13 protein-coding genes are annotated in these 16,087 nt (G+C 32.8%); 11 read left to right on the top strand and 2 right to left on the bottom strand.

Going from position 1 to position 16,087, the window contains the following annotated elements:
* Positions 1-79: 79 nt before the first annotated feature.
* From ACUXZJ_RS06275 to ACUXZJ_RS06225, 11 genes are all read left to right on the top strand, one after another.
* Entirely contained in the window at positions 80-2,581 is a 2,502-nt protein-coding gene (locus ACUXZJ_RS06275; protein WP_063743660.1) for a DUF5686 family protein, read from the top strand.
* Positions 2,582-3,577: 996 nt separating this feature from the next.
* Positions 3,578-4,108: an inorganic diphosphatase gene (locus ACUXZJ_RS06270; protein ID WP_060383331.1), complete on the top strand. Its 531-nt coding sequence runs from the start codon at positions 3,578-3,580 to the stop codon at positions 4,106-4,108.
* 966 nt (positions 4,109-5,074) lie between these two features.
* Positions 5,075-6,994 (top strand): type VI secretion system Vgr family protein, encoded by a 1,920-nt coding sequence (locus ACUXZJ_RS06265; RefSeq protein WP_446196052.1) that lies wholly within the window; start codon positions 5,075-5,077, stop codon positions 6,992-6,994.
* Positions 6,995-6,996: 2 nt separating this feature from the next.
* Complete coding sequence (locus ACUXZJ_RS06260) at positions 6,997-9,063, top strand: hypothetical protein (RefSeq protein ID WP_446196050.1); 2,067 nt, start codon at positions 6,997-6,999, stop codon at positions 9,061-9,063.
* The gene (locus tag ACUXZJ_RS06255; protein ID WP_107317223.1) at positions 9,060-9,728 is read left to right on the top strand and encodes a hypothetical protein; all 669 of its coding nucleotides are present in this window, start codon (positions 9,060-9,062) and stop codon (positions 9,726-9,728) included. The genes ACUXZJ_RS06260 and ACUXZJ_RS06255 overlap by 4 nt, the downstream gene beginning before the upstream one ends.
* A 78-nt stretch (positions 9,729-9,806) precedes the next feature.
* Positions 9,807-10,073, top strand: coding sequence for a hypothetical protein (locus ACUXZJ_RS06250; protein WP_446196048.1), 267 nt, complete (start codon positions 9,807-9,809; stop codon positions 10,071-10,073).
* Positions 10,073-10,741, top strand: coding sequence for a hypothetical protein (locus ACUXZJ_RS06245; protein WP_444670973.1), 669 nt, complete (start codon positions 10,073-10,075; stop codon positions 10,739-10,741). Before ACUXZJ_RS06250 ends, ACUXZJ_RS06245 begins: the two co-directional genes overlap by 1 nt.
* Before the next feature lie 78 nt (positions 10,742-10,819).
* Positions 10,820-11,089: a hypothetical protein gene (locus ACUXZJ_RS06240; RefSeq protein ID WP_376776995.1), complete on the top strand. Its 270-nt coding sequence runs from the start codon at positions 10,820-10,822 to the stop codon at positions 11,087-11,089.
* On the top strand, positions 11,086-11,754 hold the full coding sequence (locus tag ACUXZJ_RS06235; protein WP_446196045.1) for a hypothetical protein: 669 nt from the start codon (positions 11,086-11,088) through the stop codon (positions 11,752-11,754). Before ACUXZJ_RS06240 ends, ACUXZJ_RS06235 begins: the two co-directional genes overlap by 4 nt.
* 78 nt (positions 11,755-11,832) lie before the next feature.
* Positions 11,833-12,102: a hypothetical protein gene (locus tag ACUXZJ_RS06230; RefSeq protein ID WP_107317220.1), complete on the top strand. Its 270-nt coding sequence runs from the start codon at positions 11,833-11,835 to the stop codon at positions 12,100-12,102.
* Complete coding sequence (locus ACUXZJ_RS06225) at positions 12,099-12,344, top strand: hypothetical protein (protein WP_446196044.1); 246 nt, start codon at positions 12,099-12,101, stop codon at positions 12,342-12,344. Before ACUXZJ_RS06230 ends, ACUXZJ_RS06225 begins: the two co-directional genes overlap by 4 nt.
* Positions 12,345-12,494: 150 nt before the next feature.
* Here ACUXZJ_RS06225 and ACUXZJ_RS06220 read toward each other — a convergent pair whose 3' ends face one another.
* Positions 12,495-13,379, bottom strand: coding sequence for an Rpn family recombination-promoting nuclease/putative transposase (locus tag ACUXZJ_RS06220; RefSeq protein ID WP_060383345.1), 885 nt, complete (start codon positions 13,377-13,379; stop codon positions 12,495-12,497).
* Between the two features lie 1,298 nt (positions 13,380-14,677).
* Entirely contained in the window at positions 14,678-15,694 is a 1,017-nt protein-coding gene (locus ACUXZJ_RS06215) for an Rpn family recombination-promoting nuclease/putative transposase (protein WP_446196042.1), read from the bottom strand.
* Between the last annotated feature and the right edge of the window lie 393 nt (positions 15,695-16,087).

Raw genomic sequence — 16,087 nt, 5'->3', positions numbered from 1 at the left:
ACATGTTACACATTATAAAGCTCCATCTTTGAAAAAATGATGGAGCTTTATTTTTACATATATATTAATTTTAAAAAATATGCAAAAAAAAGTTAGTTTTTTTATAATATTGTTTTTTACATTATTTACAAACGCTCAAACCAAAGTTAGCGGCATAGTATATGATGACCAAAACTTACAATTACCGTTTGCCAACATTTATTTTAAAGGCAATAAAACGGGTATTTCTTCTGACGTAAATGGGAGTTTCAATATTGAATCCCCAAACGATTATAAAACAATTATTATTAAATATGCAGGCTTTGAAGATAAAGAGGTAGAACTAAACACAGCCATTATAACCAACTTAAAGGTGGTCATGTCTACAACTAAACAATTAAAGGAAGTTGTTGTAGTTGCTAAACCTAAAAAACATTTAAAAAAAGAAGAAAATCCTGCCTATAAAATCTTACAACAAATCTGGAAAAACAAAAAGAAAAACGGTTTAGTATCTTCTAAATCTTATCAATACACTAAATATACTTCAATAGCAAATGGTTTAAGCAATTTAGACAGTGTCTTTTTAAAAAGAGTCTTGGGAAATCATTATGACAGTGTCATAAAAATTGCTGAACAAAAAAGAAATCAAACAAACTACATAATCCCCACTTATTTAAAGGAAACAAATGAGAAGGTTTATGGCGACAATATTAACAGTAGGTATAAAGAAGTTATCGAAGGAGAACGAACTACTGGATTAGCAGACAAAGGTTTTATGATGGAAAAAATAGGCAATTTTATAAAACCCTTTGACGTATATGATGATGATGTAGTAATACTAAACAAGGTATTTATGAGTCCTTTATCAGTACGCGGATACAGCCAATATGAATATGTTTTAAAAGATAGCATCCAAGATGGAAACAAAAAAATATATGAAATTTTTTATTTCCCTAAAAACAATCAAGATTTGCTTTTTCAAGGATCTTTTAAAGTAAGCGATAAGAATTTTGCAATCACAGAAATCTACCTACGTAATAATCCTAAAGTAAATTTAAATTTCGTGAGAAACCTTTCTATCGAAAAAATTTATTCCATACAAGATAATGACGTGTACCTTCCTGAACGCGAAACTTATGAAGGTGATTTTACTTTTTTCTCTAAAGAAGATGGAGAAAAAGGTATGTATTTGAAAAAAAATATACTCTACTCTGACTATATATTTAATCAAGAATTAACAACTAGTTTCTACGATCAAGTTGAAGTTCAAACAGTAGCCAATCAATTTGAAAAAGAAGATGACTATTGGAAAAAACTTACTACTCGTGAAGCTGGAATAAACAATACAAGAAAAATCATTACAGATTTAGGAAATAACAAAAGAATAAGAAGAGTTACCAATCTAATTACAATACTTACCTCTGGTTACTTTACTGTTTTCAGAAATATACAATACGGCTCTCTATACCAAACTTTTTCAAACAACAACATAGAAGGTTTTAGATTGAAAGCTGGCTTTAGAACATTTACAAGCCCTAATGATCTCTTTAGAGTAAACGGCTATATGGCGTATGGAACACTAGATCACGCTTTAAAATTCGGTCTTAGCACACGTTATCTACTTAACAGTAGTCCTCGTATTACATTAGGATTAGGCTTCCTAAAAGACAACCTACAACTAAGCAGTGTTGGCTTAGAAGAGTCCGAACTTATTGCAACAGGTCCTAGCACAAATGTAATTATTGCAAGAGGTGAAAATTACAGTCTAACAAATATTGAAAAAAGCGTAATAAGTACTGATTATCAACCTCATAATAACTTAAAATTCAACTTAAGTTTGGTGCATCGTTTCATGAAATCTGCCAATATTAATAGATTTTCATTAGCATACGATTACAATGGCGAAATCAAAAACACATTAACTGATTTTGCTATCACCTGTGGTCTTTTTTATACACCTAAACGAGATGTTTATGGTTTTGGGGTAGACCAAACTTATACAGGAAAACTATATAGCACATTTGCTCTTAAATATACTCATGGTCTAAAAGGAGCATTTAACGGACAATATAATTATGACAAAATTCAGTTATTATACGAAAAACCCTTACAATTAAGTAATTTTGGAGTACTGAGAACCACATTAGAAGGAGCTAAAGTTTTTCAAAAACTACCTCTTAATCTACTAACGCCCATTGTTGTTAATCAAGCATATTCCATTTCTCCTAACTCATTTTCTTTATTAGATTATTATGATTTAGTTACAGACCAGTATTTTTCTTTACGTTTTGAACATCATTTTAACGGTTATCTATTCAATCGAATTCCATTGCTTAAAAAACTAAAATTAAGAGAAGTTTTATTTTACAAAACGATTTGGGGAAGTATTTCACAAAGCAACAAATCGATCAATCAATCATCTATAAACTACAATGCTCCAACTAACGGGTATTCAGAATATGGTTTTGGAATTGAAAATATTGGCTTAGGAAATTTTAAACCTATCCGAATTGATTTTATTTGGCGTTCAGCATTTACAGATATTAATGGTAACACTCCTCCTACTTTTGGGGTACGTTTTGGATTCTTTCCTGAATTTTAATAGCTTTCGCTTTTAAATATTTACAAAAAAAGACGTTATTTTTAGGCAAATCACAAACCAATATGGTTTGCCTAAATTAACGCCTTCCCGACCTCCCCAATTTAAAACATTTGTTATCTTAGTATTAGAACAACAAATATCTATTGATGCTGCAAAAGCCACTTTTTTTGCGATTAAAAAAACTTTCAGAAAAATCATACCATTTAAACTTAAAATATACTGGATTAAAAAGTAAAATTCTCGATCTGTTTTTTTCCATTTTTAAAACAACTCGAACAAACGGTTGGTATATAATCGAAATCGTCGTTAGTTCCAGCACGAAGCGCATCGAGAACCAACACCAATTTTTATTGCTTTTGTAAGATCGTGTCTAAATCAACATTATATAATTTTTCCTTTTAGTCGAAATGAAAAGATTGCGAACTTTTTGAACAGTCTCAAGGTTAAAAAAATAGTATTATGAGGAAATTTCAAAGTTTAATTGGTATTACTCCAGAAAATTTATCAAAAATTTCAGAAATTGCCATATCAGCAAACAAAAATCAAAATACATCAAACATTTAGCAGGAGTCTTTATAAATAAAAAATAATACAACAACATTAGCATCCAAATCAACAAAAGATATTAGAAAAGAACTGATTCAGTTAAAGGAAATTAATTATTGGACTATTGTATTTACCTGATATTTTACCTCAACAATCTAAATCTTTTACCTTTGGAAAACATCGTCATTCTAAAAACCCTTAAAGTATTGAACTTAGAAACAAAAGAAAAAATAATCGTATATACTCAAAATGATTTCCTTATAAAAGTTATATCTCTTTTTTATATGGTCTTATTATCTTCAAAAACGTAAAATAAAAACCACATATCAACACTAATTAACTCGTTTTCAAGACAAACAAGATACTATTTATTGAAAAACTAGTATTTCCAATTTCTATATTCCAAATTTTAACGTACCTTTGTACCCTCAAAATTAAATATATAAAATAATGACTACTGATAAAATCACTACATTTGACGTGTTAGTCGAAATTCCTAGAGGAAGCCGTAATAAATATGAGTATGATTTCGATTTAAAAAGAATGCGTTTTGATCGTATGCTGTACTCTTCTATGATGTATCCAGCAGATTATGGTTTTATTCCTGAAACTCTAGCTTTAGATGGTGATCCTCTAGATGTTTTAGTTTTAGTTACTAAACCTACTTTTCCAGGTTGTGTCGTAGAAGTAAAGCCTATTGGTGTTTTCAACATGGCGGACGATAAAGGATCGGACGAAAAAATTATTTGTGTACCTATTTCTGACCCTATTTGGAACAAATTAAATGATTTGTCTGACATAAATCCACATTTATTAAAAGAAATCGAACATTTCTTTGAGGTTTACAAAGATCTAGAAAACAAAGAAGTAGATGTGCAAGGATGGGGTGATATCAATGATGCTCAAAAACTTATAAAAGAATGTATTGATCGTTTTAATGCTTTAGAAAATAAACCTGATGGATTATTTAGCATAAAATAGTTTTTATCTCTTAATTAAACTATAAACTTTTCATTACAAATAGTTAAATATTTTAAAAACTATCCAAAAAAGGAATACTTTAACATTCAGTTTTACTTCTATAAGACGATAAATTACGCTATCAGCGTTCTATCACTTTTTTAATTGAATCTGTTCAACGAAGTCAAATAAAATGTTTACCTCCTTTTTTTGGGTAGTTTTTTTCAAATTCAATTCTCTTTAAATCCTAAATTATACCATTTAAACTTAAAACATACTGGATTAAAAAATAAAATTCTCGATCTGTTTTTTTCATTTTAAAACAACTCGAACAAAGGGTTGAGTATATAATTGAAATCATCGTTAGTTCGAGCGTGGAGCGCATCGAGAACCAACACCCATTTTTATTGATTTTGTAGGATAGTGTCTAAATCAACATGCAGTTTGTCTCTCTGGTAAGAAGGAGTCTCATCAGAATTAAAAAACGTTATGTTACGCTCTTTATGCGATCCCTCCTTACGTCGGGATGACAAGAACCCGAAGTAAAATGCCTCTTGATTATTCCTCCAAATGTCACACACTTTATGAGATCCTTCCTAAGATCGGGATGACAAGAACCCGAAGTAAAATGCCTCTTGATTATTCCTCCAAATGTCACACACTTTATGAGATCCTTCCTAAGATCGGGATGACAAGAACCCGAAGTAAAATGCCTCTTGATTATTCCTCCGAATGTCACACATTTTATGAGATCCTTCCTAAGATCGGGATGACAAGAACCCGAAGTAAAATGCCTCTTGATTATTCCTCCGAATGTCACGCCCTTTATGAGAACCCTCCTTGTGTCGGGATGACAAGAACCCGATTAAAAGTATAAAAACAAAAAATCAAATATTATATATTTTTTTTATATTTGAATAATGAAAAAATAACATAAATAATACAAAAAAAACAAATCAAATAAATTGTAACAAATAACTAAACGATATGGATACTTACAACAGCGATTATGGAAGACTCAACCATCCTGACGACATAGCAAAATACGCCTCATTACGTTCCTTTAAAGACTTTTTAGCCGACAAATCCAGTCCATTAGTCTACTGCACCCTTACCATAGAAGGCAAATCCTTCCTAGAAAAATCCCATTTTAACCTACAGTTCCATCAAAAAACCAACGAACACGACACCTTTACCCTAGATACCCGTGCCGATTCCCTAGACAACGAAGAAGCCTACATCATGGAACATTCTAAAAGCTACCTAGGAAAAACCATACACATCCACCTACACCGATTTGGAGAAATAAAACAAACCTTTACAGGCATTATAACCCATTTAAACCTTTTAAAAAAAGACGGTTACGGCAGACTATATATTACAGGACACGCTCCTACCATTATGTTAGAACAAGGACTTGAATCCCAAAGTTTTGAAAACAAAACCCTAGAAGAAATCTTTCAAGACATAACCGCCCAATACCCCAAAGACACCCTTCATACCATTGTCCGAAACAACAACACCCAAAATGTGTTGCCTTACACCGTACAATACAACCAAACAGATTATCAATTTTTACAACAACTTGCCATACGCTATGGCGAATACCTGTATTACAACGGACAGAGCCTAGTGTTAGGCAACAAAGTAGGCCCTAAAATCATAAACCTAGACGAAAGTGTAGACCTAGTACACGTATCCTTTGAAATATCAGTAAAACCACAACAATTTACCTACACCACCTACGATGTAGAATCAGGCACCAGCCTACAACGAGATAGCGCCTCGGCTCAATTACAAAATAAAGTCAACCCCTATCAACAAGTAGCCCTAAAAGCCTCAAAAAACGTATTCCATAAAAAACCCAACAAACTCCACAACCCCACGGGTATCAACAACCGAACCGATAGAGAGTTACAAGATGCCGTACGAAAACAAAAAGAACTCAGAGAAAACCTGATGATCGTAAAAGGCAAAAGCAAAGACCCCCAACTCAAACAAGGCGATCTAACCAAACTAGTTGATATAAACGACCGCCCTATGGAAACCTATCGCATCATAGAAATTCAACATTTTCATGATGGCAATAGCTATTACAACGAGTTCGTAGCCATTCCCGATTTATGGACCCCTCCTTATTTTGACGACAACACCTATCCTAATTGCGAAGAACAAACCGCACGGGTAGTAGACAACAACGATCCTATGAGCATGGGGCGTGTACGCGTACAATTTCCATGGCAAGAAAGAAAAAACCAAAAAACCCCATGGATTCGCCTAATACAACCCCATTCAGGAGCAGGCAAAGGATTTCATTTTATCCCCGAAATAGGCGAAGAAGTCCTTGTAGGTTTTGAAAGCGGCAATGCGGAAAAACCTTTCGTACTAGGCACTCATTATAACGGAAGCGAAACCAGTGGGTACCATACTAGCGGCAATGATGTAAAAGCCATAAAAACCCGTAGCGGTATAGAAACCCTTGCAAACGATGCCGAGGGAAGCTGGAAACAAAGCACCCCAGATGGTAACTACTTACAATTTGATGGACAAGGCAATGCTACACTTAATATCCCTAAAAACTTTAATATAATGGTAGGTAATGATGTTACGATAACCATAGGAGGGAATTTGTATAAACTGGTAGCATTGAACGAAAATGATACCATAAGTGGTACATCTACAGAAAGTATAGGAGGTGTAAAAAACACGTATATAGGAATGGATATGATGACTCATATAACGGGTAAATTAGTAGAGGTCATTCAAGGGGATGTGCATACCGAATCTAAAAAGGAAAGAAATGAAGTAGCGGCAGGAAAAGCAATAAGTAAAAGCGAACAAAACACGGAACTACACAGCGACGCTGGGTTAAGAAAGAATGCTGCTGAAAAAACCAATACCCATTAATTATGTCAAGAACAAGAATTGTAGGCGGTAATCTAATTAAGATTACGGGCGGCACGTATAGGATATTTGCAAAAGAAGGTATAGAGTTTCACTCTAACGGTAAAATTATAGAAAACGCAAAAGAAGGGACAATATATGGAGAACCCCAACAACCTCCTAAATTAGAAATAGAATCCAGTATATTTCCTGCTTGTATACATTTTTACCGTTCAAAACTGCATTCAGAGGGAAAATATGGCAACAAAGACTTGTTTTATAAAGGAGAATTTGGCTTTGACAAATTTGAGAGCCAAGTATGTGCAGAGGGTACTTATTCAGACTATCAGCCTTTACTACATACTGTTCCTAAAGAGGAACTTGTAAAAGACGAAAAAATACACCTGAGTGCCTACGCCAGTATGTATCCGCCAGGTGTAGAAGGCAATCAAGACAACAAAAAAAGTACGATAACTGTATATGTACTAGCAAAAGAATCCAAAACAAAACTAAAAAATGCTAGCAAAGTACGCTTTAGCAGTTCAAACCCTACTGCCATAAAAATAGTAGGAAATGACACCCTGACCCTTACAATAAATGATGTTAGCCCACAAGCCTTAACGCTTGAGTGTTTACAACCTTTTGATAAAGATGTGGTTATCACGGCTATTGCAGAAGGCGATGTTTTTGTATTAGGACAGTTAATTATAAAGGCAAATGCTAAACGGTATAGTACCATTATACAACCTGTAGAAATTGTTTTTTCAAGCCAAGAAAATCTAAATGTTGTTAGCATACCCAATGCCCCACTTTTTAAAGAACTGGAAAAAAAGTTTAACAACAACTCTTTTAACCAAGCTTATATTTATGGCGAGTTAGCCCCCCAAACCCAAAAAATTATAGTTAACAAAAAGGAATTTTTAGACCAACAGTATTTGTTTGAGCTAAATGGGTTGTTATACGGAAGGAAAGTAGAAAAAGACAATAAAGATAAATTAAGAAAAGAGTTTAACTCATTAATCGAGTCAAAATACACCAGTGCGTTAAACAAAATAAGCACGGGCAATCCCGAAGAACTAAAAAATCAAATAGAGAAACAAGAAATTAAGCTACTGGAAACTTTTGACAAAGAATTTGATTATAAACTAGGCCAAGATTTAGTGTATGCACAAAAAAAACACCAAGAAAAAATTGTTACTAAAGCTTGGAACCATCCTAAGGTACAAGCTGAGTATAGTAAGTATCTAAAACTAAAACAACAAAGCAGTGAGGGCGGCGGTACAATGCCCCTTAACAAACAGAATACCCTTCATTTGTTTTATAGTAAAGATATACACGGCGGGGGCGATAGTAGCACTATAGAAACAGATGACAATGGAACCTTAGTACTGCCTAGACTAGTACAGGCCTATTCTTTGCTTGGTACAGGGGTATGTTATATATTTGATTCAGGGCTTAAAGCCGCTGATAATATTACGACGATACTGCACGAGCTAGGACATAGTTTAGGATTGGAACATCCGTTTGAAGAATTGCTTGGGAACTATGAAAAAAGAATCAAGAATAAACGGTATAAAGAAGATATTGAAGCTGAAATTAAAGAGTTAGAGGGGAAATTACAAACAATAAATGAAATACAACCCATGCAAACAGGAACTAATGCACAACACTTATACAATGCGATTAAAATCACTATTAAGATGAACCGAATGGGAGAAGCTTTTGAAAACAACTTTATAGGTGCCATTTTAGGGAATTTGCAAACACAAGGCGCATTAATATCCGAAGAAAACCATCAGTTTTATTTAGACTCAAATCAAGAATTGAGTGCAACACAAGCGCAAACCAAAGAGGAATTAAAAAATAAACTTAAAGTTTTAAAAACAGAAAAAGAAACGGCTGATGGTTTAGTCGTTTATCCTAACTGGAAAACCCAATCAGAAACCTTAGACAACTATATGGATTATTACCAAAAAGCAAATTCATCGGATATTAACCCCGATTTTGAACGCAAATCCTATACCCAAAAACAATGGCGCATCATGCAAGAAAAAGGCGTTGAAATTACCGTTTTAAAAACTATAACACAATGAGAAAAATTATTGCATTACTAACGTTTAGTATCTTATTGTCTTGTGGCAAAAGCACGTATTATGTATATGAAAAATACAAATATGATCCAGATTTTAGAATAAACTACTTAGATAGTTATTGCGCCCTGGAAATCACACCTAAAAAAGAGGTGATTTTTAGAGGATCATCGAGTAGGTATATAATTAAAGACAAAAAAAACACTTATTTTGATGATAATAGCAGTGAATATATATATATATATAGCGATAAAGAAGCTACTAATATAGGTGAATATGGTATATTATTTTGTAGAAAATCTTCTGAATGTTTTTATTTTTCACCTACCGATATTCAAATAAATACAAATGAATTTAGATTTAAATCAGTAGATATTAATGATTTCTACAATATAAAAAATTGGAATAAGCAATATGTAATGTATAGCTATGACGAAAAAAATAAAGACTCTATTATACTCTCTAAAGCAAATAGTGTAAGTAATTTTATTAAAAATGATACAGGTCTTAAATACGCTAACATCCCTTGGTTTCCACCTTATTTAGTGAAAGTAAAAAAGATAGACTATAATAAATTTAAAGAACAATGTTCAAGATTAAAATACGCACATTTTAAAGATCCTAGAAAATTTGGGGGCAAAGTATTACACGTTGATAAACCGTATTAACCTTAAAAAAACCCTAAAAATGAAGGCGCATTAATATCCGAACAAAACCATCAGTTTTATTTAGACTCAAATCAAGAATTGAGTGCAACACAAGCGCAAACCAAAGAGGAGTTAAAAAATAAACTTAAAGTTTTAAAAACAGAAAAAGAAACGGCTGATGATTTAGTCGTTTATCCTAACTGGAAAACCCAATCAGAAACCTTAGACAACTATATGGATTATTACCAAAAAGCAAATTCATCGGATATTAACCCCGATTTTGAACGCAAATCCTATACCCAAAAACAATGGCGCATCATGCAAGAAAAAGGCGTTGAAATTACCGTTTTAAAAACTATACAATAATGAAAAGAATTATTATTTTACTCATTTTTACAGTGTTAATATCCTGTGGCAAAAGCACGTATTATGCCTTTGAAGAGTATGATTACGACCCTGATTCAGGAAAAGATTATTTATACAGTTATTGCGCCCTAGAAATCACACCTAAAAAAGAGGTGATTTTTAGAGGATCATCTAGACGATATGTAATTAAAGATAAAAAAACCACTTATTTTGATGATAACAGTAGTTCATATATATATATATATAGCGATAAAGAAGCATCTTATATAAGTGAATATGATGTAGATTTTTGTCGAAGACAGTCTGATTGTTATTATTTCTCACTTGATGATTATCAAATAAATACTAGAAAATTTAAATTTAGATTCTCTATAATTAACAATATATACAATGGTAAAAATTGGGATAAAGAATATATATCCTATATGTATAGAGATGCTAAAACGGATACCCTTTTTGCATTAAATAATAATATGATGAAGAATTTTATTAAAGAAGATATAGGTTTTAAAAAAGCGAATATCCCTTGGTTTCCACCTTATTTAGTGAAAGTAAAAAAGATAGACTATAATAAATTTAAAAGGAAATGTCGTAGGTTAAAATACGCACATTTTAAAGATCCTAGAAAATTTGGGGGCAAAGTATTACACGTTGATAAACCGTATTAACCTTAAAAAAATCCTAAAAATGAAGGCGCATTAATATCCGAAGAAAACCATCAGTTTTATTTAGACTCAAGTCAAGAATTGAGTGCAACACAAGCGCAAACCAAAGAAGAGTTAAAAAATAAACTTAAAGTCTTAAAAACAGAAAAAGAAACGGCTGATGGTTTAGTCGTTTATCCCAACTGGAAAACCCAATCAGAAACCTTAGACAACTATATGGATTATTACCAAAAAGCAAATTCATCGGATATTAACCCCGATTTTGAACGCAAATCCTATACCCAAAAACAATGGCGCATCATGCAAGAAAAAGGAGAACGTATTACCGTTTTAAAAACTATAACACAATGAGAAAAATTGTTGTATTACTTACTTTTATGACATTAATAGCTTGTGGCAAAAGCACGTATTATGTATATGAAAAATACAAATATGATCCAGATTTTAGAGTAAACTATTTACATAGTTATTGCGCCCTAGAAATCACACCTAAAAAAGAGATGATTTTTAGAGGCGCATCTAATGAGTATTATATTTATAATAAAAAAACCACTTATTTTGATGATAATAGTAGTTCATATATATATATATATAGCGATAAAGAAGCTACTTGGATAGATGAATATGGAATCTATTTTTGTCAAAGACCTTCCGAGTGTTTTTATTTCTCACCTGATGTTTATGAAATAGAAACTGAAAAATACAAATTTCAATCTATCTCAATCAATGATTACTATAATGCTAAAAATTGGAATAAACAATATATAAAATATGGATTTGATGAAAAGAACAAAGATTCATTAGTGCTTTCTAAAACTAATAATGTGATCGATTTTATTAAAAGTGAAGTTGCTTTTAGAAGTGCTAATATCCCTTGGTTTCCACCTTATTTAGTGAAAGTAAAAAAGATAGACTATAATAAATTTAAAAGGAAATGTCGTAGGTTAAAATACACACATTTTAAAGATCCTAGAAAATTTGCGGGCAAAGTATTACACGTTGATAAACCGTATTAACCTTAAAAAAAACCTAAAAATGAAGGCGCATTAATATCCGAACAAAACCATCAGTTTTATTTAGATTCAAATCAAGAATTGAGTGCAATACAGACAGAAACCAAAGAGGAGTTAAAAAATAAACTTAAAGTTTTAAAAACAGAAAAAGAAACGGCTGATGGTTTAGTCGTTTATCCTAACTGGAAAACCCAATCAGAAACCTTAGACAACTATATGGATTATTACCAAAAAGCAAATTCATCGGATATTAACCCCGATTTTGAACGCAAATCCTATACCCAAAAACAATGGCGCATCATACAAGAAAAAGGCGTTGAAATTACCGTTTTAAAAACTATAACACAATGAAAAAAATTGTTGTATTACTTACTTTTATGACATTAATAGCTTGTGGCAAAAGCACGTATTATGTATATGAAAAATACAAATATGATCCAGATTTTAGAATAAACTATTTACATAGTTATTGCGCCCTAGAAATCACACCTAAAAAAGAGGTGATTTTTAGAGGCGCATCTAATGAGTATTATATTTATAATAAAAAAACCACTTATTTTGATGATAACAGTAGTGAATATATTTTAGTTTGAAATCCCCATAGTGGGCGGAAGTGTAAGCAGTTGCGTTCAACACGGGTTTACTTCACTTTGTTTTTATTTGTTTTTTTGTGTTCAGTGATTACAATTCATTATTGGTTCTTCGAGCCCAACGAAACCTTAGCTGTTAGCGGTAGTGCCTTATTATAATTTGTTGATTTCTTCTTTGGTTAAGCCTGTTGCCTGCGTAATGATTTCTACTGAAACACCTAATCTTTTTAAGGATTTAGCCGTTTCAATTTTTCCTTTTATTTCTCCTTCAATTAATCCTTCCATCTTTCCTTCCATCTTTCCTTCCATCTTTCCTTCGTCGAAAGCAGTGTCGATAACGCCTTTTAGATCTCGGTAAACTTTAAGGCTGCTCTCGTATTTGTCTAAATCTAATTGCCCGAAATTTGCCAATTCTGCTTTTTCAAAGGCTTGGGTAAATACTTCGTCTTTGAAAATTGTAGGAATATTTTGAAAATCTTCCAAGTTTTTGATGAAATATAACCATTTGTCTAAACGGGAATTTAATTGGTTTTCCTGTTTGTTAAAATTGGGCATTTCTAAGTAGATATAAGTCAGTTTATCGTAAAATACTTTTCCGTTTTGGTTTTTTAGTTTGATGGTATGCACTACTTCGCTTCTTTCGGGTTCTGTTTCGTAATCGTCGAAGGTGAAATCTAAAACACCTACGCAATAAACCGCTTTCAAGTTATAGTTCCATTCTCCTTTTTCGGCTTGTTCTCTAATGGGAAATGTGGAGTAATAGATGGTTCTTTCTTTGAAGTAGTTTTGCTTGGCTTTTTGGAGTTCTACGATGAATTTTTCGCCTTTTTCGTTTTCGCAATAGATGTCGTAAATGGCTTTTCTGTCGAGGTCGCTCTGCCCGAGTTGCTCGGTGTTTTTAAAAGAAAGTTCTTTGATCTGGTCATATTCTGGCAACAAGGCATTGAGGAAGTCGATAAGCAGGTTTTTACTGGCTTCTTCCCCAAATATCTTCTTAAACCCAAAATCCGTAAAGGGATTGATGTATTTTGCCTTCATGTTCTCAACTTGTTTTCTTTGTCAAATTTACAAAAAATAATCTTTGATGTTGATCTTAAATTTCGGAGGATTCTGGTTGAGTATATAATTAAAATCATCGTTCGTTCGAGCGTGAAGCGCATCGAGAATCAAGACTAATTTTTATTGCTTTTGTAGGATAGTGTCTAAATTAACATGCGGTTTGTTACTCCGACGTGAGGAGGAGTCTTATAATCAACATTGTGTGATTTCTCCCTTTGGTCGAAATGACAAGATTGCGAACTTTTTGGACAGTCTCAAGGTTAAAAAAATAGTATGATGAGGAAATTTCAAAGTTTAAATAGTATAAATCAACATGCGGTTTGTCACTCCTACACAAGGAGGAGTTTTATAATCAATAGTATGTGATTTCTCCCTTTGGTCGAAATGACAAGATTGTCAGCTTTTTGGGCAGTTTCAGGGTTAAAAAAATAGTATGATGAGGAAATTTCAAAGTTAGATGGTATAAATCAACATGCGGTTTGTTACTCAGTAAGGAGGAGTTTTATAATCAATAGTATGTGATTTCTCCCTTTGGTCGAAATGACAAGATTGTGAACTTTTTGGGCAGTCTCAGGGGTAAAAAAGTATTATGAGGAAATTTCAAAGTTAGATGGTATAAATCAACATGCGGTTTGTTTCTCCTGCATAAGGAGGAGTTTTATAATCAATAGTATGTGATTTCTCCCTTTGGTCGAAATGACAAGATTGTGAACTTTTTGGGCAGTCTCAGGGGTAAAAAAGTATTATGAGGAAATTTCAAAGTTAGATGGTATAAATCAACATGCGGTTTGTTTCTCCTGCTTAATCCTGCGTGAGGAGGAGTCTTATAATCAATACTATGTGATTTCTCCCTTTGGTCGAAATGACAAGATTGTGAATTTTTTGGGCAGTTTCAGGGTTAAAAAAATAGTATGATGAAGAAATTTCAAAGTTAGATGGTATAAATCAACATGCGGTTTGTACTCCTGCGTAAGGAGGAGTTTTATAATCAATAGTATGTGATTTCTCCCTTTGGTCGAAATGACAAGATTGCGAACTTTTTGGGCAGTCTCAGGGTTAAAAAAATAGTATTATGAGGAAATTTCAAAGTTAGATGGTGTAAAAAAACAAAATAAAATAACTTCAAAAAAAGAGGCGTTTATGCCTCTTGTATATTCTTAAATTTTTACCTATAAATCCCCATAGTGAGCGAAAGTGTAAGCAGTTGCTTTCAACACGAGTTTGATTGTTAGCTCTTCGAGCCCAACGAAACCTTAGCTGTTGGCGGTAGTGCCTTATTATAATTTGTTGATTTCTTCTTTGGTTAAGCCTGTTGCCTGCGTAATGATTTCTACTGAAACACCTAATCTTTTTAAGGATTTAGCCGTTTCAATTTTTCCTTCAATTTTTCCTTCAATTTTTCCTTCAATTTTTCCTTCAATTTTTCCTTCAATTTTTCCTTCAATTTTTCCTTCAATTTTTCCTTCAATTTTTCCTTCAATTTTTCCTTCAATTTTTCCTTTTATTTCTCCTTTTATTTCTCCTTCAATTAATCCTTCCATCTTTCCTTCAATTAATCCTTCCATCTTTCCTTCGTCGAAAGCAGTGTCGATAACGCCTTTTAGATCTCGGTAAACTTTAAGGCTGCTCTCGTATTTGTCTAAATCTAATTGCCCGAAATTTGCCAATTCTGCTTTTTCAAAGGCTTGGGTAAATACTTCGTCTTTGAAAATTGTGGGAATATTTTGAAAATCTTCCAAGTTTTTGATGAAATATAACCATTTGTCTAAACGGGAATTTAATTGGTTTTCCTGTTTGTCAAAATTGGGCATTTCTAAGTAGATATAGGTCAGTTTATCGTAAAATACTTTTCCGTTTTGGTTTTTTAGTTTGATGGTATGCACTACTTCGCTTCTTTCGGGTTCTGTTTCGTAATCGTCGAAGGTGAAATCTAAAACACCTACGCAATAAACCGCTTTCAAATTATAGTTCCATTCGCCTTTTTCGGCTTGTTCTCTAATGGGAAATGTGGAGTAATAGATGGTTCTTTCTTTGAAGTAGTTTTGCTTGGCTTTTTGGAGTTCTACGATGAATTTTTCGCCTTTTTCGTTTTCGCAATAGATGTCGTAGATGGCTTTTCTGTCGAGGTCACTCTGCCCGAGTTGCTCGGTGTTTTTAAAAGAAAGTTCTTTGATCTGGTCATATTCTGGCAACAAGGCATTGAGGAAGTCGATAAGTAGGTTTTTACTGGCTTCTTCCCCAAATATCTTCTTAAACCCAAAATCCGTAAAGGGATTGATGTATTTTGCCTTCATGTTCTCAACTTGTTTTCTTTGTCAAATTTACAAAAAATAATCTTTGATGTTGATCTTAAATTTCGGAGGATTCTGGTTGAGTATATAATTAAAATCATCGTTCGTTCGAGCGTGAAGCGCATCGAGAATCAAGACTAATTTTTATTGCTTTTGTAGGATAGTGTCTAAATTAACATGCGGTTTGTTACTCCGACGTGAGGAGGAGTCTTATAATCAACATTGTGTGATTTCTCCCTTTGGTCGAAATGACAAGATTGTCAGCTTTTTGGGCAGTTTCAGGGTTAAAAAAATAGTATGATGAGGAAATTTCAAAGTTTAAATAGTATAAATCAACATGCGGTTTGTCACTCCTGCGTAATCCTGCGTGAGGAGGAGTCTCATAATCAATATTAT

Source organism: Flavobacterium sp. TN-1 (assembly GCF_052828645.1).
This window is presented reverse-complemented; position numbering and strand designations above follow the sequence as displayed.